This is a genomic window from Devosia sp. (assembly GCF_014860165.1).
GTDB lineage: Bacteria > Pseudomonadota > Alphaproteobacteria > Rhizobiales > Devosiaceae > Devosia.
Window position 1 is genome coordinate 1 of the sequence record NZ_JACZKG010000023.1, and the last position, 20,712, is coordinate 20,712.

Annotated in this window: 20 protein-coding genes and 1 tRNA gene; 14 read left to right on the forward strand and 7 right to left on the reverse strand. The window is 62.9% G+C overall.

Annotated features, from left to right (window positions below):
* Nucleotides 1-346 precede the first annotated feature (346 nt).
* From IH615_RS05645 to IH615_RS05660, 4 genes are all read right to left on the reverse strand, one after another.
* Entirely contained in the window at nt 347-841 is a 495-nt protein-coding gene (locus IH615_RS05645; RefSeq protein WP_291360522.1) for a hypothetical protein, read from the reverse strand.
* Nucleotides 842-900: 59 nt separating this feature from the next.
* On the reverse strand, nt 901-1,179 hold the full coding sequence (locus IH615_RS05650; protein WP_035102845.1) for a DUF1153 domain-containing protein: 279 nt from the start codon (nt 1,177-1,179) through the stop codon (nt 901-903).
* 181 nt (nt 1,180-1,360) lie between these two features.
* A complete protein-coding gene (locus tag IH615_RS05655; protein ID WP_291360532.1) occupies nt 1,361-2,047 on the reverse strand; it encodes a flagellar hook assembly protein FlgD in 687 nt (228 codons plus the stop codon).
* 12 nt (nt 2,048-2,059) lie between these two features.
* Complete coding sequence (locus IH615_RS05660; RefSeq protein ID WP_291360533.1) at nt 2,060-3,619, reverse strand: flagellar hook-length control protein FliK; 1,560 nt, start codon at nt 3,617-3,619, stop codon at nt 2,060-2,062.
* A gap of 305 nt (nt 3,620-3,924) precedes the next feature.
* On the opposite strand from IH615_RS05660, the gene mnmA reads away from it, so the two are divergent.
* Nucleotides 3,925-5,076 carry a tRNA 2-thiouridine(34) synthase MnmA gene (gene mnmA, locus IH615_RS05665; RefSeq protein WP_291360535.1) on the forward strand — a complete coding sequence of 384 codons (1,152 nt, stop codon included), beginning with the start codon at nt 3,925-3,927 and terminating at the stop codon, nt 5,074-5,076.
* A gap of 116 nt (nt 5,077-5,192) precedes the next feature.
* Here mnmA and IH615_RS05670 read toward each other — a convergent pair whose 3' ends face one another.
* Nucleotides 5,193-5,378 carry a hypothetical protein gene (locus IH615_RS05670; protein ID WP_291360536.1) on the reverse strand — a complete coding sequence of 62 codons (186 nt, stop codon included), beginning with the start codon at nt 5,376-5,378 and terminating at the stop codon, nt 5,193-5,195.
* 108 nt (nt 5,379-5,486) lie between these two features.
* Here IH615_RS05670 and IH615_RS05675 point away from each other — a divergent pair, with 108 nt between their 5' ends.
* On the forward strand, nt 5,487-6,041 hold the full coding sequence (locus tag IH615_RS05675; protein WP_291360537.1) for an RNA polymerase sigma factor: 555 nt from the start codon (nt 5,487-5,489) through the stop codon (nt 6,039-6,041).
* Complete coding sequence (locus tag IH615_RS05680) at nt 6,038-8,224, forward strand: von Willebrand factor type A domain-containing protein (RefSeq protein WP_291360539.1); 2,187 nt, start codon at nt 6,038-6,040, stop codon at nt 8,222-8,224. Before IH615_RS05675 ends, IH615_RS05680 begins: the two co-directional genes overlap by 4 nt.
* Before the next feature lie 145 nt (nt 8,225-8,369).
* Here IH615_RS05680 and IH615_RS05685 read toward each other — a convergent pair whose 3' ends face one another.
* Entirely contained in the window at nt 8,370-9,320 is a 951-nt protein-coding gene (locus IH615_RS05685) for a ring-cleaving dioxygenase (RefSeq protein WP_291360541.1), read from the reverse strand.
* Between the two features lie 281 nt (nt 9,321-9,601).
* On the opposite strand from IH615_RS05685, the gene IH615_RS05690 reads away from it, so the two are divergent.
* Nucleotides 9,602-9,678: transfer RNA gene (locus IH615_RS05690), tRNA-Met, on the forward strand.
* 321 nt (nt 9,679-9,999) lie between these two features.
* On the opposite strand, the gene IH615_RS05695 is transcribed toward IH615_RS05690, so the two are convergent.
* Complete coding sequence (locus IH615_RS05695) at nt 10,000-12,042, reverse strand: methyl-accepting chemotaxis protein (RefSeq protein WP_291360543.1); 2,043 nt, start codon at nt 12,040-12,042, stop codon at nt 10,000-10,002.
* Nucleotides 12,043-12,391: 349 nt separating this feature from the next.
* Here IH615_RS05695 and IH615_RS05700 point away from each other — a divergent pair, with 349 nt between their 5' ends.
* The 10 genes from IH615_RS05700 to IH615_RS05745 all read left to right on the forward strand — a co-directional run.
* Nucleotides 12,392-13,735 carry an ABC transporter substrate-binding protein gene (locus IH615_RS05700; protein ID WP_291360544.1) on the forward strand — a complete coding sequence of 448 codons (1,344 nt, stop codon included), beginning with the start codon at nt 12,392-12,394 and terminating at the stop codon, nt 13,733-13,735.
* A 159-nt stretch (nt 13,736-13,894) separates the two neighbouring features.
* A complete protein-coding gene (locus IH615_RS05705; protein ID WP_291360546.1) occupies nt 13,895-14,863 on the forward strand; it encodes a sugar ABC transporter permease in 969 nt (322 codons plus the stop codon).
* Nucleotides 14,860-15,810, forward strand: coding sequence for a carbohydrate ABC transporter permease (locus tag IH615_RS05710; RefSeq protein ID WP_291360547.1), 951 nt, complete (start codon nt 14,860-14,862; stop codon nt 15,808-15,810). The genes IH615_RS05705 and IH615_RS05710 overlap by 4 nt, the downstream gene beginning before the upstream one ends.
* Nucleotides 15,807-15,986: a hypothetical protein gene (locus IH615_RS05715; protein WP_291360548.1), complete on the forward strand. Its 180-nt coding sequence runs from the start codon at nt 15,807-15,809 to the stop codon at nt 15,984-15,986. The genes IH615_RS05710 and IH615_RS05715 overlap by 4 nt, the downstream gene beginning before the upstream one ends.
* 3 nt (nt 15,987-15,989) lie before the next feature.
* Nucleotides 15,990-17,087: an ABC transporter ATP-binding protein gene (locus IH615_RS05720; protein ID WP_291360550.1), complete on the forward strand. Its 1,098-nt coding sequence runs from the start codon at nt 15,990-15,992 to the stop codon at nt 17,085-17,087.
* Nucleotides 17,080-18,105: an ABC transporter ATP-binding protein gene (locus IH615_RS05725; protein ID WP_291360552.1), complete on the forward strand. Its 1,026-nt coding sequence runs from the start codon at nt 17,080-17,082 to the stop codon at nt 18,103-18,105. Before IH615_RS05720 ends, IH615_RS05725 begins: the two co-directional genes overlap by 8 nt.
* Nucleotides 18,102-18,692, forward strand: a complete 591-nt coding sequence (dhaL, locus tag IH615_RS05730) for a dihydroxyacetone kinase subunit DhaL (RefSeq protein WP_291360554.1) — start codon at nt 18,102-18,104, stop codon at nt 18,690-18,692. Before IH615_RS05725 ends, dhaL begins: the two co-directional genes overlap by 4 nt.
* Complete coding sequence (gene dhaM, locus IH615_RS05735; RefSeq protein ID WP_291360555.1) at nt 18,689-19,078, forward strand: dihydroxyacetone kinase phosphoryl donor subunit DhaM; 390 nt, start codon at nt 18,689-18,691, stop codon at nt 19,076-19,078. The genes dhaL and dhaM overlap by 4 nt, the downstream gene beginning before the upstream one ends.
* Nucleotides 19,075-19,389 (forward strand): HPr family phosphocarrier protein, encoded by a 315-nt coding sequence (locus tag IH615_RS05740; RefSeq protein WP_291360557.1) that lies wholly within the window; start codon nt 19,075-19,077, stop codon nt 19,387-19,389. The genes dhaM and IH615_RS05740 overlap by 4 nt, the downstream gene beginning before the upstream one ends.
* On the forward strand, nt 19,373-20,712 hold a 1,340-nt coding region (locus tag IH615_RS05745), incomplete at its 3' end, for a putative PEP-binding protein (RefSeq protein ID WP_291360559.1). The genes IH615_RS05740 and IH615_RS05745, both read left to right, overlap by 17 nt.

The following is a 20,712-nucleotide window of genomic DNA, read 5'->3' on the forward strand; positions in this document are numbered from 1 at the left end:
CAACCCGCGACGGGATGATCTGCCGCTCCGCTCAATGACCAGCTCCGCGCCAGCCCCCGTCGCTCACCCCGGCCAAATCGGCCAAACCAACCGCCCGAGTCTCCTTCAGGCTGGATAGAAGTTGGGGGCAACGTCAACGCCTTCGCACACGGTGATCTGGAATTTGAATTCAGACCGAGTTTTGGGATGCAGGGATTTCTCGTGGCCCGCGGAGTGAGCCTGCATTGGCATCCAGAATGATCTTGTCGCATCCGAACCGCCCGGTTCGTCGGAAAGGGGCCGGTCTGCCACCGACCCCAGTCCGGCCGGTAGAATTGATGAGGTCAAGTCGATCCTACTTTGTAAACTAGCGATTGGTCTCTTGGCCCGTATTGGGGTTCAGGTGCAAAAGGTAGCCGCTCATGGTGTTGGCGTAGAGCACATTTTGGTCCATCCGTGCGGCCGAAAAGGCATCGGGAAAACCCGGTAATTGCGCCTCCCAAATCTTCGAGCCATCGACGTGAATGCAGTACAGGTTCTGAAACAGGTAAGCAGCGGCACCCTCGGTCGACTCGAGTACAATTCGAGCGCCGTTGGGAAACGTATGAATTATCGTCTTCTCTGCCATCGACGCGCTGAGTCCTGTTAACTTCTGTGCATCCGGTATGATCGAACTACCATCGACTGGCTGGCGATCCCCTTGGGGAATGTCCGCTAACCACCCCTTCAAGTCCAGAAGCCGCCAGTCCGCAATCCACCCCACCTCCGCCATCCATGCCCAAGACGAAACAAAGCCCGCCGAGGGTTCCCGGCGGGCTTTGGAATTGTGCTGGAATGCAGGCCGGCCTCTTGCAAGGCTCAAGGCGTTCGTGGCTCAAATCGCTCCACCGGAGCGATTTGACGGGCGTTGCCCGTCGCCACTCACCCCTCCCGGTAGTGCTGGATCCAGGTGGTGCGCAGACCGGCAAGGCCATGCTTGTCGATGGCGGCCTGCCAGTTGAGGAATTCATCGACGCTCAATGTATAGCGGTCGCAGGCCTCTTCGAGGCTGAGCAGCCCGCCGCGCACAGCTGCGACGACTTCGGCTTTGCGGCGGATGACCCACCTCCGCGTATTGGCGGGGGGAAGGTCTGCAATCGTGAGCGGACTTCCGTCCGGACCGATAACGTACTTAACGCGAGGACGCATCTGTACGGTCATTTTACTCTCTACTCAACCTGACCATATGAGGAAGAGAGTAGGCCAACGGCCTTAAATTTCGACTAAGGGAAAACTTACAACAGGTTAAGAATGGTCTTGGATTTCAAGGCATTGATCTGAGGGGCACAAAGACGAACGCTCCCGCGGGGCGGGAGCGCTCAAACCAGCCAGGCAGCGTGGCTTATGCGTCGTCTTGCGGCGCCGTGACGTCGGGAATGCGCACGTCGGTCACGTCGGTGATGGCGACCTGGCGCCCGCCGACGGTCAGCACGGGCACGTCGCCGGTAAAGTCCACGGCGGTGACCACGCCGATCGAGGCGGTGCTGATCCTGACATCCTTGCCGTTGCTGTCCTTGCCCTTGATCTCGACGGTATAGACGCCATTGGGCTTCTGATTGCCGTCGCTTCCCATGCCATCCCAGCGGAAGGTGCCCGGACCTGCCTTTAGCGGGCCGGTTTCGGTATAGACCACCTGACCATTCTTGTCCTTGATGGTCACGGTGGCGTTGGCGGCGGCAGCGTCGGCGCTGTAGGCCCAGAACACGGCCTTGCTGTCGGTCAGTTCGCCCGTCTTGCCCGAGGAGGTGACTTCCTTGCCGATATAGGACACGGCATCGGACTTGGCGGTGTTCTGGCTCGAGAGCATCAGGGTCTCGAGGAATTCGTTGGTCTTGAGCTGCTGCTCGACGCCGGTGAACTGCACCAGCTGCTGGGTGAACTGGTTGGTATCGAGCGGATCGAGCGGATTCTGGTTCTTGAGCTGGGTGGTCAGGATGTTGAGGAAGGTGTCGAAATTGTCCGCGATGGTCGCGCGCGACCCCGCCAACTTGCTGGTGTTGGAACTGCCTGAAACGCTATCGACTGCCACGGCACCTACTCCTTACGCGATGATGTTGACGCCGCTGGCAGTCAGGCTGCCGCGGTAGAGATTGACTGTGGGCGGCGGGGTCGCGTCGGCATCGGCCGCGACCTCGTCGCCGAATATCGGATTGCGGCCATTGCCGCGGTCATTGCCCTGCTGGCCGGCGCCGAACGGGTTCTGCTTTAGCGAGAATTCGAGATTGGTCTTGGCGCCATCGAGGCCCGCCTGCTGCAAGGCGCGTTCCAGTGCACGCTGGTCGCGCTGCATCAGGTCGAGCGTTTCGGACTTTTCCACGATCAGCCGGGCATTGACCTGACCGGACTTGTCGATGTCGAGCCGGACGTCGATGCGGCCCAGTTCGGGCGGGTCGAGGCGTATCTGGAAGCGGCTATTGCCCTCATTGACCTGGCGGACCAGCTCGAAGGCGAGCTGGGGCAGGTTGAGCTGCTGCTGGCTGGTTTGATAGCCGGCCTGCACGACGCGCGGCGCCGCCACCATCTCGGCGCGGGCGGAAGCCTGCTGGGGCAGGCCGGTATTCTGCGGCTCGGGCTGCTTGTCGATCGCGGCGGTGGCGACGGGCGAGCGAGGGTCGGCGGGCTTGCGGTCCTGCTCGCCGGCTTCGCGGTCCCGGTCGTCGCCATCGGCCGAGGCCTGGACCGGCGGGGCGGCTTCGGCCGTCTCGGTGGTTTTCTCGGGTGTCTCTGTGACCGGCGCGGCAGTCTCGGCGGGGACGGTGGTCTTGCCGGTCAGGGTGGGTTCGGTGAGCTTGAGTTCGGGTGTCGCCAGCGCAGGCGCGGCGGCGCTGGTATCGAGGGTGGGAACGGACTTGGCCAGCTTGGCCAAAGCGGCCTCGATATCGGCATCGGCCTCGGCGCCGAGTTCGAGGCGGGCCAGCTGTTCGGCGTCGAGCTCGCCATTGTTGAGGGCGGTGAGCAGGGCGGCGAGCTTGTCGCCGACCGACTTCATCAGGGCGGAGAGTTCGGCATCGGCATCGGCATCTTCGGCGGCCGAGCCGCTGAACAGGGTCTCGGCAACCGGGCCGAAGGCCGCGGTCAGCCGGGCAGCAAAGCTTGTATCGTCGGGCTGGACCTGGGTGAGCAGCGCCGTCAGGTCATCAAGCGAGGGCAGGGCGTCGAGCTCGATATCGAGCGCGGCGGCCAGTTCGGTCAGGGCGGCCTCGAGCTGGCGGAGGGCTTCGGGATCGAGCGGTTCGCCGGCATCGAGCCTGGCCTTGAGGTCGGCCAGCGTGCTGACGATATCGGCCAGAACCGGCACGGCCTCGGTCGTATCCTGGATCGGCACGACCGCATCGATTACCGCGGCGACGGCTTCGGGGTCTTCGTTCTCCCCGGCCTCGCCCTCGCCGAAGCCCAGGGACATGTTCACCAGGTTGCCGAGGTTGATATCCATGCTGGACGCCGAGGTCTTGGCGGTTTCCGGGTTTGCCTGCGGCGTCGCGGTGCCGAGCAAGGCGGCGAAGACATCGACAGCGCCCTCGGTGGGCTCGGCAGCGGCGTTGAGGCTCTTGCTGGTGCTGACGCCTGCAGTGGTGGTCGTAACGGTCAGGTGTGATGCCACGAAAGCGGCCCCGCGAACAAATGAGACTAATCCGACAGGGACAATGCAAGGCGGATGCCAAGTGGGAAAATCATTTTGCCCCAATGACTTGGTCTGACGGAGGCAATGCGCGGCGGTCTGGTTGCGGCAAGAAGTACTGCAACGGGCGGCAGTTCTTGCCGAGTGAACTCCATCGCCATCGCGTCGATCGGGGGGTGAGGTGGCTTCGAAGGGCAGCCCGGACGGTTGCGGGATCGGCGCGAAAGGCGTATTCAGCCGCACTCAAATTCGTCCGCTGGCCCTTGAACCCAACCGGATACAGGAAAATGCTGAACTCGCTTGATATTGCCAAGCGTCCCGAAGACACGCGCGTTGTTGTCGCGATGTCGGGGGGCGTGGATTCCTCTGTTGTCGCCGGCCTCCTCGCCCGCCAGGGCTATGACGTCGTCGGCGTTACCCTCCAGCTCTACGATCATGGCGAAGCCACCCATCGCAAGGGGGCGTGCTGTGCCGGGCAGGATATCCATGATGCGCGCCGCGTCGCTGCGACCCTGGGCATTCCGCATTACGTGCTCGACTATGAAGAGCGCTTCAAGCGGTCGGTGATCGCGCCTTTCGCCAATGCCTATCAGCAGGGCGAGACGCCGGTGCCCTGCATTGCCTGCAACCAGTCGGTGAAGTTTGTCGACCTGATGGAGGTGGCGCGCGACCTGGGTGCCGATGTGCTGGCGACGGGGCATTACGTGCAGTCGCGGCTGGGCGAGGATGGGCGGCGGCAGCTGTTCCGCCCTGTCGATGCGGAGCGCGACCAGACCTATTTCCTGTTTGCGACCACGCAGGCCCAGCTTGATTTCCTGCGCTTCCCGCTGGGCGGCATGGGCAAGGCCGAGGTGCGCGAGATGGCGCGGGAGATGGGTCTCGAAATTGCCGACAAGCATGACAGCCAGGACATCTGCTTCGTGCCGCAGGGGAAATATGCCGACATCATCCGCAAGATGCACCCGGAGGCCGTAGCGACGGGCGAGATCGTGCATCTCGACGGCCGCGTGCTGGGCACGCATGAGGGGATCGTCAACTACACGATCGGCCAGCGCAAGGGGCTGGGCGTGGCGGCGGCGGAACCGCTCTATGTGATCAAGCTCGAGCACAAGACGGGGCGCGTCATCGTCGGGCCGCGCGAGGCGCTCAAGACGCATACGGTGCGGCTGCGCGATGTGAACTGGCTCGGGGCGAAGCCACTGGCCGAGCTGTCGGCCGGCAATGGCGCGCCGGTCGAGGTCAAGGTGCGCTCGACGCGCGGGCCGCAGCCGGCAGTGATCCAGAGCCGGGACGGCGAGGTGTTCGTGACGCTGGTTTCGGGCGAGTATGGGATTTCGCCGGGGCAGGCCTGCGTATTCTATGCCGATGATACGGCAACGTCGGAAGTCTGGGGCGGCGGGTTCATTGCCGAGGCGGTGCCGCAGGTGTTTGCGGCCTGATCTGCCACCGGCCCTTCCGCCGTCATTGCCCGGCTTGGCCGGGCAATCCATCTCTAGGCATGTGCGGCAGCATGGATCACCCGGACAAGCCGGGTGATGACGATGGAACCGACGTTCTATTCAGCCGCCTCTACCGGCGCCGCGCTTGTCGCGGCTGCGTTGGCTTCGCGCAACTGCTGGTAGGCGTTGATGCCGCCTAGGGATGTCGAAATCGCGATCACCAGCAGCAGCGCGCCCAGAATGAGCAGGACGATGCGCCCCTGGGTCAGGGCGAAGGGGCTCAGCTTGGGTTCTTCGGCCATCGGACCTGCCTTCAAATAAATCTGCGCAAACCACCCAAGGAGTGGGAAAGCTGCGGCGTCTTACCACTACAATGCCACCAAAGGTAGGCACGGGTGCACGCTCCGGTGATGGGACTGACTGCCGCAGTACCGATCAATCCCACGCAAGCGGTAACGCGGGCGCTGGTGGTGCGCGCGCAGAATGGCGATGCCGAGGCCTTTGGCGAGTTGGTCGAGGATCACTATGACCTGATCCATCGCACGGCGTGGAAATGGTGCGGCAACCGGGCCGATGCCGAGGACATTGCCCAGGACGTCTGTGTGAAGCTGGGCCAGGCCATAGCGGGCTTTGACGGACGCTCGGCCTTTTCGAGCTGGGTCTATCGCATCACGCTCAACGCGGTGCGCGACATGCAGCGGGCCGGCAAACGGCGCGGTAAATATGCCGATGCCTATGCCGAGGTGACGCCGGATGACCAGCCGGCGGAGCAGGAAGAGGCGGCAACCAATCGCCAGCTGTGGGCGGCGGTGCGCAAGCTGCCGGAAAAGCAGCGTGACGCGGTGCTGCTGGTCTATGCGGAGGAACTGAGCCACGCGGCGGCGGCCGAGATCATGGGCATCAAGGAGGCCACGGTCTCCTTTCATGTGCATGAGGCACGCAAGACCCTAAGGGGGCTGCTATGAGCAATGACGACATGCAAGAGCCATTCGAACAGCTGAAAGGCGCCAGGGCGCCGGACCCGCGCGCGGAAGCGAAAAAGCGCGCGCTGGCCGCGGGCATGGCGGCGTTCGAAGCGGCGCAGAAAAAATCTTCACCCACCACCCAAGGAACCGCCTGGGGCCAGCGTCTCACGTCCATCATCACTTCCTGGAAAGGGAAATCGATCATGGACATGCGTCTCCCCATCGGCACTGCCGCCATTGCCCTGCTGGTCCTGCCGCTCGGCTACCAGCTCTATTCGACCACCTCGATGACCCCGGCCGATGTGCCGGTGACGCAAGAGGTCATCGTCGAGCCGCCGCCGGTCGACCAGCCCGTCGACATTACACTGACCGAAGAGCCGGCCGACAAATCGGCTGATGCCGTCGCCAACACGGTAGCGGGCCCCGCGACGACGACCACCACGGAAACGGAGGCCGGTCGCGACCAGGTTGTCGCGGCTCCCGAACCGCTGCCGAAGGAGGAAATGGCGCCCGATCTCGATGATGGCCTGATGGATGCCGAAGTTGCCCGGCAGGAGGCGCCTGTCGTGGGCGGCGTCGTTGCTCCGCAGCAGGTACAGAGCATGGCACCCGCTGGGGCAGTGATGGCCGAGAGCGAAGCCTATGTGGCGGCGCCGGCGCCAATGCCATCGATCTTGGCCTTGCCTACCGAACCAACGGGCGATGAATTCACCAGCTTTGACGAGCAGCGGCTCAAGGCGGTCGCGGACGAGCCGGTTTCGACCTTCTCCATCGATGTCGACACGGCCAGCTATTCCTATGTGCGGCGCCAGCTGGAGGACGGCTATGTGCCCGAACCCGACGCGGTGCGCATCGAGGAACTGATCAACTATTTCCCCTATGCCTATCCGGCTGCCGACAGCGCCGCCGTGCCGTTCAAGCCGAGCATGGCGGTCTATCCGACGCCGTGGAACCCCAAAACGCAGCTGCTCCATATCGGCATCAAGGGCTATGTGCCCGATGCCGGCGAGGACAAGCCGAGCAACCTGGTGTTCCTGATCGACACGTCGGGCTCGATGGACGAGCCGGACAAGCTGCCGCTGCTCAAGCGCGCCTTTGCGCTGCTGGTCGATCAGCTCTCGGCCAATGATACGGTTTCCATCGTGGTCTATGCCGGCTCGGCCGGGGTGGTGCTGGAGCCCACCGTGGCGACCGAGAAGGCCAGGATTTTGGGAGCGCTCGACCAGCTGGCCGCTGGCGGCAGCACGGCAGGCGCCGAGGGGATCGAGCTGGCCTATCGGCTGGCCGAACAGGGCAAAGTCACCGGAGGCACCAATCGCGTGATCCTGGCCACCGACGGCGATTTCAATGTCGGCATCGACAATCCCGAAGACCTCGAAGACTTCATCAAGGCCAAGCGCGACAGCGGCACGACGCTGTCGGTGATGGGCTTCGGGCGCGGCAATCTCGATGACGCGACGATGCAGGCGCTGGCGCAGAACGGCAATGGCAATGCCAGCTACATCTCCAATTTCCGCGAGGCCCAGAAGGTGCTGGTCGAGGAAATGGGCGGCACGCTCGATATGATCGCCAAGGACGTCAAGATCCAGGTCGAGTTCAACCCGGCCATGGTCAGCGAATACCGCCTGATCGGCTACGAGACCCGCGCGCTCAACCGCGAGGATTTCAACAATGACGCGGTCGATGCCGGCGACATCGGCGCGGGCCATACGGTGACGGCGATCTACGAGATTACCCCCGCGGGCTCGGGCGCCGAGTTGATCGACCCGCTGCGCTATGGCGAGACGACCGAAGCGCCGGCCGCGGGCGGCGAACTGGCCTTCCTGAAGATGCGCTACAAGCTGCCCGAGAGCGATGTCAGCCAGCTTATCGAACAGCCGGTGACGACGGACCTGGTCTATGGCGATATCGGCGCGATCAGCGACGACATGCGGTTTGCCGCGGCTGTGGCGGCCTTCGGGCAGAAGCTCAAGGACAGCAATTATGGCTCGGCCATGGGCTGGGACGAAATCGCCGACCTCGCCCGGTCGGGCAAGGGCGAGGATGAAAGCGGCTATCGCGCCGAGTTCATCCGGTTGATCAAGGATGCGAGCCTGCTGCGGCCGGATACCGATGTGGACACCAGCCGGCCGGAGCCGGCCTGCATCATGGGCACAACAGGGGAATGCGCACCGCAGCAGTAGGTGCCAAACAAAACGCGATCGTCACCCTCGGGCTTGACCCGAGGGTGTTTCACTCTATGGAGCTGGGCAAATGCAGGGCCCTCGGGTCAAGCCCGAGGGTGACGAGCAGCGAGTGGGCCACCTGCGTGCCTGCAGTAGGCTTCAGCTAGACCAGCGGCTTCAGACCCGCTTCGATGCTGGCGCGACGGCCTTCGAGGAAGGGCGGCAGGGCCAGGCTTTCGCCCAGATTTTCCATCGGCTCGTCGGCGGCAAAGCCGGGGACGTCGGTGGCGATTTCGAACAGGATGCCGTTGGGCTCGCGGAAATAGAGCGAGGTGAAGTAGAAGCGCTCGACTTCGCCGCTATTGCGCAGGCCGGCTTTGCTCACACGTTCGATCCACTGGCGCAGGCCATCCTGGTCGGGCGTGCGGAAGGCGACGTGGTGTACGCCCCCGGCGCCCGGACGCGCCGGCGGCGCATTGGGGTCGACCACGACATGCAGTTCTGCGCCGGGGCCGCCGGGGCCCATTTCGAAGACATGGGTTTCGGGCGTGTGGCTGGTCATCGCATAGCTGCGAACCTTGCGCATGTTCATCACCTGCGTCAGCACGGCCTCGGTGCGGTCGAGCCGCGGCACGGCCATCGAGATGGGGCCCAGGCCGATGATCTGCCGCTCCGCTGGCACGGGCGACTTGGCCCAGGGCACGACCTTGTTGGCGCCATCGATCACCATGCGGAAGCGCTGGCCTTCGAAGTCCTCGAAATCGAGCGAGAGCTGGCCGTTGCGCTCCTTGATGGCCGAGGTGCCGACATTGTTGTTCTGCAGATGGGTCTTCCACCAGTTGAGGCTGTCCTCGCTGTCGACGCGCAGGCCGGTGCGGCTGACTGTGTGATTGCCGCGCTGTTCGCGGACGGCGGGGAAATCGAAGAAGGTAAGGTCTGCGCCGGGCGAGGCCACGCCGTCACCATAGAACAGGTGATAGGCCGTGGTGTCGTCCTGGTTGACCGTCTTCTTGATCAGCCGCATGCCCAGGGTCTGGGTGTAGAATGCGAGGTTCTTCTTTGCCTCGGCGGTGACCGCCGTGAGGTGATGGATGCCTCCGAGTTCGAGCGTCATTTGATGTCTCCTGAAGCGGCGCGGGTTGTGGCGCGTCGTGTTGAGCAACATGTAGAGGAGCCGGAGCGGTTTGGGCAGGCCGACAATACCGACAGACTGGTGCTGATTTTTGAACGATGGGCACGGCGCGCGAGCCGGCCAAACGGGGGCCGACCTCATGCCAGGCGGCGATGCGCCGGCGGCGGCAGCCACACAGAAAGAGGCAGGCTGGCGTCTTGACAGGGGAACGCGCTAAACTTAGTTAGTGCGCATAGCACGGGGAAACCTGTGCGGCCCCTTGGGGCGGAGTAGCTCAGTTGGTTAGAGCAGCGGAATCATAATCCGTGTGTCCCCAGTTCAAATCTGGGCTTCGCTACCATTTCAGACCCCCGGGAAACCGGGGGTTTTTTGTTGCATATGCTGGGTTACAAATTCGCACGCGCGAGGGCTAGGTAGCACGTAGGTAGCAGGAGCTGGTTGGCTTCCCTGGGAGTGCCTCGTCGGGTCCCGTTGGAGAAAGTAAGCGTGGCGCGACCAGACTGACACCGAATTCCGTCTGGCGCCGGGAAGGGGTCTTCACCAATCGACAATGTCTGAAAAGGAGCCGGGAGCGGACCGGCCGCTTTTGGCCCCTCGAGACCGAATGCAGACCTTCTGTCGTACAGCGGCCGTCATTGATGGAGCGAACGTCTCCTGACGGCTAGACTGCCGCCCTCCAATCCCTTGCAGGCCTGGGCTTCGCGCCTGTCCCGTGGCTGCGTGTGCCAGAACCTGCTGCTTCCGAACCGAATTGCCTTTCGGGGCTTTCTGCGTCGACGGCGAAGATGTCGATGATTCCATCCAGCCGTCTGGCCTGGGCTTCGGTTTGGGTGATCGCTGCATTTGTCTGTTCGACCAGAGCAGCGTTGTGCTGGGTCATCTCATCCATGGTCCGGACCGCTCCGCTGACTTCCTCGATGGCCGCAGCTTCCTCGGCGGAACGGCGGGCAATGCTGTCCATCAGCCGGCTATTGGCGCGTGTTGCTTCCAGCATTGCGGTCAGCTTGTCGGCGGCTTCGGACACGAGCTTGCTGCCAATCCGCACTTCGCCCGCGCTCTGCTCAACCAGCAGCTTGACGTCGCGGGAGGCCTCGGCAGCCGACTGGGCCAGACGGCGCACCTCAACGGCCACGACGGCAAAACCCTTGCCGGCTTCGCCGGCACGGGCAGCCTCCACCGAAGCGTTGAGCGCCAGCAGATTGGTCTGGAACGCGATATCGTCAATGACGCCGATAATGCCCGTGATCTCGTGTGAAGACGTCAGGATGCGACCCATGGCGGCGGTGGCCATGGCCATGACCTCGCCGCCCTGTTCGGCGGTAGCGACCGCGTCGTCGGCATTGCCGCTTGCTTCCTCTGCCTGCCTGGCATTGCTGGCGACGATGCCGGATAGTTGTTCGACTGCCGCTGAGGTCTCCTCGATAGTGGCCGCCTGCCGCGTCGTGCGTTCCGACAGGTCGTTGGCGCCCTGCATGATTTCCTCGGTCGCCTTCCTGAGACCGCGTGAGGTGGTCTGCACGTCTGCGACGATTTCGCTGAGCTTGCTGACGACCGTATTGGTATCGTCCCGCAGCCGCGCGAATGCGCCCTCAAAATTGCCGTGAACCCGTTTCGTCAGATCGGCCTCGGCCATCGCTGCCAGCACCGCTCCAGTCTCGGTGAGGCCGAGGCTGACACTATCGACCAGTTTGTTGATCCCGGTCGCCAGGGCATTGATTTCGGGATCGGGGAATTCCGCCGTGACCTGCTTGCTGAAATCCCCACGAATTGCGGCGCCGATGACCTGACCGATCTCCCGCTGGAGGGCGGTCATCATGTCGTGGCGTTCGACTCGCCTTCTTTCGGCATTTGCCGCTTCCTCGGTTGTCATGGCGACCATGGTGATGCCGTTATGCCTGAAGATCTCGACGGCCTTTGCGATCTCGCCGATTTCGTTGGTTCTGGCGGTGTAGGGCACCGGCTCCTGGTAGTTGCCGCCGGCAATCTGCCGCATGGTTCTGACCAGCCGGGGAATGGGGCGGGTGATGAGGAGCGAGGCCAGATAGCCCAGTCCGCCAAACAGCACGGTGACTGCTGCACTGACTTTGAGCACGATGTCGATGACGTCCGACAGACTCTTTTCAACCTGGGCCAAGGGGAGGGCGACGAGCAGGACGCCAACGACCTCCTCGTCGCGAACAATTTGCTTATAGGCCGTGAAGTATCGGGCACCCAGAATGGTCTCTTCGGCGCTGTATGGCCGGTTCTGGGTGAGAGCGGCCATGACTGGCCCCGCCGGGTCGAGCATGCCGCCGATAGCCGGCCGCGCAGCGGAATCGGTCAAGGTCGTGGTCCCGACAACCAGGCCGCCGCTTTCCCGATCCACGGTATAGATGCTGGTCTCGGCGCCGGTCACGCGCGAAATCGTTTCGACCAGGCTGTGGTCGCGGTAGGGCAGCAGACCCCAGACAGTTATCCGATCGAGTGCCCCTTCCGCCGTCCAGTGAACCTCGTAGCCGTCGGCTGAACCGACAAAGACTGTCGCCGCCGTGCGCAGGGCCGCTTGCGCCTGGGCGCGACCCTGCGCAACGACGTTGCCGCTGACGCTGAAGTAGATGCCGGTGGCGAGTGCCGCCACCGCGCCCAGGACAGCGGTGACGACCAGAGCCGATATGATCAGCCTCAGGCTCACATTGACTGAGCCCCAGTTGAAACGGCGTTGCATTGTTCCCTCCACGCTTCGTTTTGAGCGCTCCTCGCTGAAAATATGCGCGCGGGAAGTTAACTGAATGCAAATTCAGCTAAACATCTGAAATTGCCGGAAAAGCATCCTGCGAGCGACTCTTCTTGGCGTCCTGCAGGGTGAAAAACCCAGAAGAATCGGGTAATCGAGTCGGCATCCTCCTTGTATGCGTCACAGCTGTCGTCAGAGATTCAGGCTTGCGATGTTTAGTAAATGGAGTTATGTAGGTTCACCAACTAAACATGCTCGCAAGAGCGGGTCGAAATCCGGACACTGGAGGGTGGCCGGTGGGAGGCGGGCCGAGGAGGGTGCCGCCACAAGGAGGAAAATAATGAATAGGATTCTGAGTACTGCCTTGGCCGGCATTGCCGTTTCGTGTTTCGGAACGGCCGTCCCCGTCCTGACAACGTCAGCGGCGCAGGCGGAGGAGCTGACCCTGTGCTGGGCAGCCTGGGACCCGGCAAATGCCCTGGTGGAACTGAGCAAGGATTTCACCGCCGCATCCGGCATCGACATGAAGTTCGAATTCGTGCCGTGGACCAACTATGCGGACCGCTTTCTCAACGAGCTCAATTCCAAGGGCCAGCTCTGCGACCTGATCATCGGCGACAGCCAATGGATCGGCGGCTCGGCCGAAAACGGTCACTACGTCAAGCTCAACGATTTCTTCGCCGCCCAGGGCATCACCATGGACGACTTCGTGCCCGCTACGGTGACCGGCTATTCGGAATGGCCCAAAGGCACGCCGAACTACTGGGCGCTGCCGGCAATGGGTGACGTCGTGGGCTGGACCTATCGCAAGGACTGGTTCGAACGGCCTGAACTGCAGGCCGAGTTCAAGGAGAAATACGGCTGGGACCTTGGCGCGCCCGGCACCTTCGAGCAACTCAAGCAGATCGCTGAATTCTTCCAGAACCGCGACATTGACGGGACCACCGTCTATGGTGCCTCCATCTATACCGAGCGCGGGTCGGAAGGCATCACCATGGGCGCGATGGACGTGCTCTACAGCTACGGCTTCGAGTATGACAATCCCGACGAGCCCTATGCCATGGACGGCTTCGTGAACTCGGAGAGCGCGGTCGCCGGTCTCGAATTCTACAAGGCGCTCTACGACTGCTGCACCCCACCCGGTGCCTCCAACAGCTATATGGGCGAAGGCATCGACGCCTTCAAATCCGGTCAGGTGGCGATGCATATGAACTTCGCGTTCACCTGGCCCGGCCTCTACAAGGACGAAGCCGTCGGTGGCGACAGGATCGGCTTCTTCGCCAACCCCGCCGGCCCAAATGGCGATCAGTTCGCCCAATTGGGTGGGCAGGGCATCTCGGTGGTCTCCTATTCGGCCAAGCAGGATGCGGCGCTTGAATACATCAAATGGTTTGCCAACCCTGAAGTACAGGCCAAGTGGTGGTCGCTTGGTGGCTTCTCCTGCCTCAATGCGGTGGTGCAGGATCCGGGTTTCCCGGCAACCCAGCCCTATGCGCAGACCTTCCTCGACTCGATGGCCATCGTGAAGGACTTCTGGGCCGAGCCGAGCTACGCTTCGCTGCTCCAGGCCAGTCAGAAGCGCTTCCACGACTACGTCGTCGCGGGGCAGGGTACGGCCAAGGAAGCCCTTGACCTCATGGTCGAGGACTGGACCGAAGTCTTCGAGGACGACGGCATACTCTGATCCAACAGGGTCGAGCGCCGGTTCTCCGTGCCACGGCGCGCACTGGCTCTCGACCTGAAATGGCGGCACTCCCCCGCCTGGGCCCTCGTCTGCACATGCGTGACAGCGCATCCGGGCGAGGGCCATGGGGAAGTGCGGAAATTTTGATGGAAGCTCACCATGACAGACGCAAGAGTATCTGCACCAGACAGGATCGCCGCGATGGCAGCCCGCGCAACGCCTGCCAGGCTCGCCAAGCCGGTCACCGGTCTTTCGGACCGGATGGTCGCCTGGCTCTTTATAGGCCCGACCATGCTGTTGCTGCTCGCGCTCAACATCTTCCCGCTGTTCTGGGCGATCGCGCTGAGCTTTACCAACTACCGGGCCAACCGGCCCAATGAACCGGTCGATAATGTCGGCATACGCAATTATGAACGCATTCTCACCGACCCCGACATCTGGATCTCCATGCAGACGACGGCGAACTTCGTGTTCTGGACGATCGCCCTGCAGACCTTGATCGGCTTTTCACTGGCCTACTTCATCGATCGCAAGTTCCGCGGACATGCCTTCTGGACCACCATTATCCTGGTGCCCATGATGCTCAGCCCTGCCGTTGTCGGCAATTTCTGGCGCTTTCTCTACGAGCCGCAGATCGGGCTGTTTGCCTATGCCGTTTCGTTCGTCTCCGGCATCCCGCCGACCGAGATTGCCATGCTGTCCAACGTCACGCTGGCGCCGTGGTCGATCATCATCGTCGATACCTGGATGTGGACGCCATATGTGATGCTGATCTGCCTGGCAGGGCTGCGCTCGATCCCCGATTACATCTACGAAGCAGCAGAGGTTGACCGTGCCTCCCCTTGGCGCCAGTTCTGGTCGATCACGCTCCCCATGGCCTTGCCATTCATCATGCTCGCCGTGCTGTTTCGTGGCATCGAGAACTTCAAGATGTTCGACATGGTCAACCTGCTGACGGGTGGCGGACCGGGTTCAACCACCGAAGTCGCTTCGATCACCCTCAAGCGCGAGGCCTTCGAGAAGTGGCGCACCGGCTACAGCTCGGCCTTCGCCATCATTCTTTTCGTCGCTGTGTTTGGCCTCGCCAACATCTACGTCAAAGCACTTAACCGGGTGAAGCAGAGATGAGCCTGACAACCGCCCATTCCGTCGTCGTTCCCAGCCAGACGTCCAAGCGCATCGCCGGCACCATCGTGATCCTCTACGCACTGATCTCGATCGTGCCGCTGCTCTGGATCTTTGCCACCAGTGTCAAGACGCCGCCGGATTCGATTGCCTATCCGCCCAAGATAATGTTTCAGCCATCCGTCGAGGGCTACTGCAACCTCTTCACCACGCGGACGCGGCAGACGCCGGAATATATCGAGAGCCTGCCACCGGCCGCCAATTTCTGCGACGAAGTTGCCCGCAAGCGCAACATGGTCATCGCCGGCCCGTCCAACTTCGTTCCGCGCTTCGTCAACTCGCTGGTCATTGCCTTTGGCTCGACCTTTTGCGCGGTGTTCCTGGGCACCCTGGCGGCCTATGGCTTCTCGCGCTTCAAGGTGCCGCTGGCCGACGACCTGCTGTTCTTCATTCTGTCGACCCGAATGATGCCGCCCATCGCCGTCGCGATCCCGATTTACCTGATGTATCGCGAACTGGGCCTGTCGGACTCTGCCCTGGGCATGATCCTGCTCTATACCGCGGTCAACGTGTCGCTCGCTGTCTGGCTGCTCAAGGGGTTCATTGACGAGATCCCGCGCGAATATGAGGAAGCCGCCATGATCGACGGCTACACCAGGCTCCAGGCCTTCTGGAAGGTCGTGCTGCCACAGGCCACCACCGGCATTGCCGCCACCGCCATCTTCTGCCTGATCTTTGCCTGGAACGAGTATGCCTTCGCGGCCCTGCTGACCTCGGGCCAGGCACAGACTGCACCGCCCTTCATTCCGCAGATCATCGGCGAAGGGGGCCAGGACTGGCCGGCCGTGGCGGCAGGAACGACCATCTTTCTCGTGCCGATCCTCGTCTTCACCATCCTGCTGCGCAAGCAGCTCCTGCGCGGCATCACCTTCGGAGCGGTACGGAAATGACCGGTTGGCCCAAAATACTGCGCCGAGGTCCCATGGAGGCGCTTGCCGTCATCCTGATCGGACTGGGCTTCTTCATGCTCTTCCAGCCTTTCGTGCTGCAGCTTTACTCGATGAGCTTCATCACCCTGCTGGTTGGGACGCTCATGTTCATCATCGTCTCGAAATTTCCGGAGTGAGACATGGCTGAGATCAGGGTCGAAAACTTGCGCAAGGAGTTCTCCGGTTTCACCGCCGTGCAGAATTCAAACTTCACCGTGGCGGATGGCGAGTTCTTCGTCATGCTCGGACCCTCGGGCTGCGGCAAGACAACAACGCTGCGCATGATCGCCGGACTGGAACTGCCCACTTCCGGGCGCATCCTGCTCGGTGGGGAGGATGTGAGCATGAAGCGCGCCCGCGAACGCGACATCGCCTTCGTCTTCCAGCTGTTTGCGCTCTATCCGCACATGAATGTGCGCAAAAATATCGGCTTTCCGCTGCTGTCCCAGGGGATGGCCAAGGGCGACATCCGCCGGCGCGTTGAGGAAGTGGCCAAGCTGCTGCGGATCGATCACATCCTGGACAAGCCGGTATCAGGCCTGGCCGGCGGCGACCGACAGCGTGTGGCGCTCGGAAGGGCCATCGTGCGCCGCCCGCTGTGCTTCCTGATGGACGAGCCGCTTGGCACGCTTGATGCCGAGTTTCGCGACCTCATGGTGCACGAACTGCGCGAGCTGCACACGCGGATCGGAGCCACGACGGTCTACGTTACCCACGACCAGCTCGAAGCAATGTCGATGGCTGACAAGATCGCGGTGATGAATCACGGCCTGATCGAGCAGTTCGGCACGCCGCGAGAAATCTATGACCGGCCGCGCACGATGTATGTGGCCAATTTCATGGGTTCGCCGCCAATGAACTTCCTGCCATTCCACGCTGGACTGGCCGTAGGCGACGCGGAAGTTAGCATTCGCGACACCAAGATTGCAGTTCCGGCCATCCGCGAAGCGCGCGCCCCTGGCGACCTGGTCTTGGGGGTTCGACCCGAGCATGTCAGGCTCGACGACGGGTCCGGCCTGCGCGGCTCGGTGTTGGGCGCTGAGTATCTGGGGACGACCCAGATCGTCGTCGTCGCGACGGCCGATGGTGTGGTCAAGGCGCGTATCGGTGCCGAACAGACCGTCACCGCAGGCGAAAATGTCGGGCTGTCCTTCGCCAGCCAGCACCTTTCCCTGTTCGATGAGTCTTCCGGTCTGGCGGTCCAAACCGCACTGTTTGATGAGGTTGCCTATGTCTGAAGTCACGCTCCGCAGCGTTACCAAGCGATTCAAGGACAACCACGCGATCAAGAGGCTCGACCTGACCATCGCCGACGGAGAGTTCGTGATCCTTCTCGGGCCAACCGGCGCCGGCAAGACCACGACGCTCCGGCTCATCGCCGGTCTGGAGCGTCCAGACCAAGGCACCATCACCATTGCGGGTGAAGACGTCACCATGCAGCCTCCTTCGACTCGCGACGTGGCGTTCGTATTCCAGCAGTATTCGCTCTATCCCCACCTGTCGGTGTACGAGAACCTCGCCTTTCCTTTGAGGTTGCCGGCTCGCCGCATCGGCAAGGCCGAGATTGATCGCCGGGTCTGGGAAACCGCGAAGCTTGTGCGTATCGACCACAAGCTGCAGAACCGCGCCACACAACTGTCAGGCGGCGAGATGCAGCGTGTCGCCATCGGCCGCGCGCTGGTGCGCCAACCAGCGATCTACCTGATGGACGAACCGCTTTCCTCGCTTGATGCCAAGCTGCGTGGCGACCTCAGGCTCGAACTCAAGCGCATCCAGCAAGAACTGGGGGCAACCCTGCTCTACGTGACCCACGACCAGATCGAGGCCATGACCATGGCTGACCGTATCGGCATCCTCAAGGATGGCGAACTGGTCCAGATAGGTACGCCCCGCCAAGTCTACACCCAGCCGGCCAACCTGCACGTCGCCTCTCGCCTGGGCCAGCCAACGATCAACCTGCTGCCCCAGGGGCTGCTGCCCGATGCCGACCTGCCAGCTGGTACGCGTACCGTCGGCGCGCGCACCGAGCACCTGCGCATTGAAAAAGCCAATAACGGCAACACCGATGGCGTGGTTGACCGGATCGAACTTTTGGGCGACCAGAACCACCTGCACATCTCGCTACAGGACCGCAAGCTGATCACCCTGTCCCCTCCCGATACTGCGCTGTCGCCCGGCGACAAGGTAACGATTCGCTACCGGAACCCGCTCTGCTTCGATGCCGAAGGAAACCGACTGGCCGGGAGGGTGGCATGATTGGCCAAGAACAATTGTCCGTCTTGGTGACAGCGGCGGCCGGGACCATATCGGCTCATGCAGACGAGTTGAGCGAGCTCGACTCGGCAATTGGCGACGGCGACCACGGCTACAACATGAAGCGGGGCGTTGAGGCGGTGTTGGGCGATCTCGAGGCGATCTCCGCAAAGCCCCTGCCAGAGGCACTTAGGGCAATCGGCACCAAGCTGGTGATGACCGTCGGAGGCGCCTCCGGCCCACTTTACGGCACCATGTTCCTTGCCTTGGGCAAGGAGCTTGCCATCAACCCGGATGACTTTGCCGCTGCCTTTCACAAGGCTGTTGACGCCGTTGCGGCGCGCGGCAAGTCCGAGTTCGGGCAAAAGACCCTGCTGGACGTGCTCTATCCCATTGCTGCAGCCCTCGACACCGGCAAATCCAAGGCAGAGATCGTTGCGCTCGCCAACCAGGAAGTCACCGCCACCAGGGACCGAAAGGCTGTGCGGGGACGCGCATCCTTCCTGGGCGACCGTTCCATCGGGCATGTCGATCCTGGCGCCCGCTCGAGCGCGCTGATCATCGAAGCAATCGCAGGAAAGTTGCAATGAGTAATGTTGGCATCGTCATCGTTTCGCACTCGCCACTGGTGGCGCAAGGGGCTGCCGACATGGTGCGCCAGATGGTGGGCAACGATGTGCCGCTGGCCTGGTGCGGCGGTGACCCTGGCGGCGGTCTGGGCACCAGCGTCGAGGAAATCATGATGGCAATCGAACGTGCCTGGTCCGAGGCGGGCGTTGCCATTCTTGTCGATCTGGGAGGGGCGGAATCCAATTCGGAGATGGCCATCGAGATGCTGGGCGGGGACAAGGCCGGCCGCATTGTCATCTGCAATGCGCCAGTTGTGGAGGGTGCAGTAATGGCGGCTACGGAGGCTTCGGGCGGCGCGAGCCTGGCCGAAGTTCAGGCGACGGCACAGGAGCTCTCCCCAGCATGAGTGCCCAGCCTTCCGATCGTGTCGAAGCACGCGTGGTGATCAACCACGACGTGGGCCTGCATGCCCGGCCATCCGTCAAGTTGACCAAGCTGGCCAAGGCCTTCCGGGCCCGGGTAGAACTGGCGATCGGCGATGGCGGGGACTGGGTCGACGCGAAGTCCATCGTGAAGGTGATGGCCACCAAGGCGCCGAAGGGTGCGGTAATGCTGGTCCGGGCAGAGGGCCAGGATGCTCGAGACGCGGTGGCGGCGCTCATCGCTCTGGTGGAGCGGGATTTTGATGAAGGCGGTGTCCATGCCGTTGCCCCTTAAACTCACCGGGACCATTGCCTCGCCGGGCTTCGCGCACGGCCCTCTGGTTGCGCTTGCCGCATCCGTTCCGACCAAACGTCGGAGCCGTGGTGCCGCCGAGGAAACCGCAGCGCTCGAAGCAGCCCTTGCCCGCGCTGTGGCCGATATTGCCGCCCTGATTGCGTCAAGCAGCGGCGCTGCCGCCGACATGCTCGAGTTTCAGATGGCAATGCTGGAGGACGACGCACTGAGCCAGGCTGCCTTCGCCGCAATCGCTGCCGGTTCCGCCGCCGACACGGCCTGGGCCGCGGCGCTCGACGAGCAGATCGCCGGCTATATCGCGGCTGAGGACGAGTATTTCCGGGCCCGCTCCGCTGACTTGCGTGACATGAAGGACCGCGTGCTGCAGGTGCTTTCAGGGGCCACTGCTGCCCGGCCGCCTGCTGGTGCAATCCTCACGGGTGACGACATTACGCCGAGTCAATTCATTGCCGCGGACTGGAGCCAGGGCGGCGCCATCGCGCTGCGCCAGGGCAGTGCGGCCAGCCACGTTGCCATGCTGGCTCGGGCTCGTGGCGTCCCCATGCTTGTTGGTATTTCGGACCTGCCGGCCGACGGCGCGGCTATGGCCCTGGTCGACGCCGAGGCGGGCAGCATTCTGCTGCATCCCGACCCCAGCAGTCGCGCGCAATTCGCGATTGACCAGAATGCTGCGGTCGGGCGGCGTGACCAGGCAGCGGCCAGGGCCCATCTTGAAGCGATGACAAGCGACGGCACCCATATTGCGGTCCACCTGAACGTGGCCGAGCCCGCTGACCTTGAGGCAATCGATGTCGCGACCTGCGATGGCGTTGGTCTGTTGCGTTCGGAATTTCTCTATTCGCGGGGCCTGCCGGACGAAGAAACGCAGCTTGCGGCCTATCGCAAAGTGGTGCGCTGGGCGTCCGGAAAACCGGTGGTCATTCGCACCGTCGATGCCGGAGGCGACAAACCCGTGCCCGGTTTCACGGTGGAGGAGAGCAACCCCTTCCTCGGTCTGAGGGGATTGCGGCTGGCCCTGGCCAAGCCGGATATCTTCCGCGTACAGGTCCGCGCCCTGCTGCGGGTGGCCCGCGAAGGCAATGTCAGCGTGATGTTTCCGATGGTGAGCCAGGCCTCCGAATATGCCAGTGCCTCAGGGATATTTCGCGAGGAGGCGCAGGGCCTGTTGGCACGAGGCATCCCCCACGCCATGCCGCGCCTTGGCATCATGGTCGAGGTGCCGGCAGTTGCCATTGCGCCCGAACTCCTGGGAGAGGCGGCTTTCTTCTCGATCGGCTCGAACGACCTGACGCAGCTCACGCT

Excerpts from the sequence above, each read along its gene's own strand:
- IH615_RS05650 (WP_035102845.1), bottom strand. The coding sequence starts at position 1,179 with ATGACCGTACAGATGCGTCCTCGCGTTAAGTACGTTATCGGTCCGGAC.
- mnmA (WP_291360535.1), top strand. The coding sequence starts at position 3,925 with ATGCTGAACTCGCTTGATATTGCCAAGCGTCCCGAAGACACGCGCGTT.
- IH615_RS05670 (WP_291360536.1), bottom strand. The coding sequence starts at position 5,378 with ATGGCCGAAGAACCCAAGCTGAGCCCCTTCGCCCTGACCCAGGGGCGC.
- IH615_RS05675 (WP_291360537.1), top strand. The coding sequence starts at position 5,487 with ATGGGACTGACTGCCGCAGTACCGATCAATCCCACGCAAGCGGTAACG.
- IH615_RS05680 (WP_291360539.1), top strand. The coding sequence starts at position 6,038 with ATGAGCAATGACGACATGCAAGAGCCATTCGAACAGCTGAAAGGCGCC.
- IH615_RS05685 (WP_291360541.1), bottom strand. The coding sequence starts at position 9,320 with ATGACGCTCGAACTCGGAGGCATCCATCACCTCACGGCGGTCACCGCC.
- IH615_RS05695 (WP_291360543.1), bottom strand. The coding sequence starts at position 12,042 with ATGCAACGCCGTTTCAACTGGGGCTCAGTCAATGTGAGCCTGAGGCTG.
- IH615_RS05700 (WP_291360544.1), top strand. The coding sequence starts at position 12,392 with ATGAATAGGATTCTGAGTACTGCCTTGGCCGGCATTGCCGTTTCGTGT.
- IH615_RS05705 (WP_291360546.1), top strand. The coding sequence starts at position 13,895 with ATGACAGACGCAAGAGTATCTGCACCAGACAGGATCGCCGCGATGGCA.
- IH615_RS05710 (WP_291360547.1), top strand. The coding sequence starts at position 14,860 with ATGAGCCTGACAACCGCCCATTCCGTCGTCGTTCCCAGCCAGACGTCC.
- IH615_RS05715 (WP_291360548.1), top strand. The coding sequence starts at position 15,807 with ATGACCGGTTGGCCCAAAATACTGCGCCGAGGTCCCATGGAGGCGCTT.
- IH615_RS05720 (WP_291360550.1), top strand. The coding sequence starts at position 15,990 with ATGGCTGAGATCAGGGTCGAAAACTTGCGCAAGGAGTTCTCCGGTTTC.
- IH615_RS05725 (WP_291360552.1), top strand. The coding sequence starts at position 17,080 with ATGTCTGAAGTCACGCTCCGCAGCGTTACCAAGCGATTCAAGGACAAC.
- dhaL (WP_291360554.1), top strand. The coding sequence starts at position 18,102 with ATGATTGGCCAAGAACAATTGTCCGTCTTGGTGACAGCGGCGGCCGGG.
- dhaM (WP_291360555.1), top strand. The coding sequence starts at position 18,689 with ATGAGTAATGTTGGCATCGTCATCGTTTCGCACTCGCCACTGGTGGCG.
- IH615_RS05740 (WP_291360557.1), top strand. The coding sequence starts at position 19,075 with ATGAGTGCCCAGCCTTCCGATCGTGTCGAAGCACGCGTGGTGATCAAC.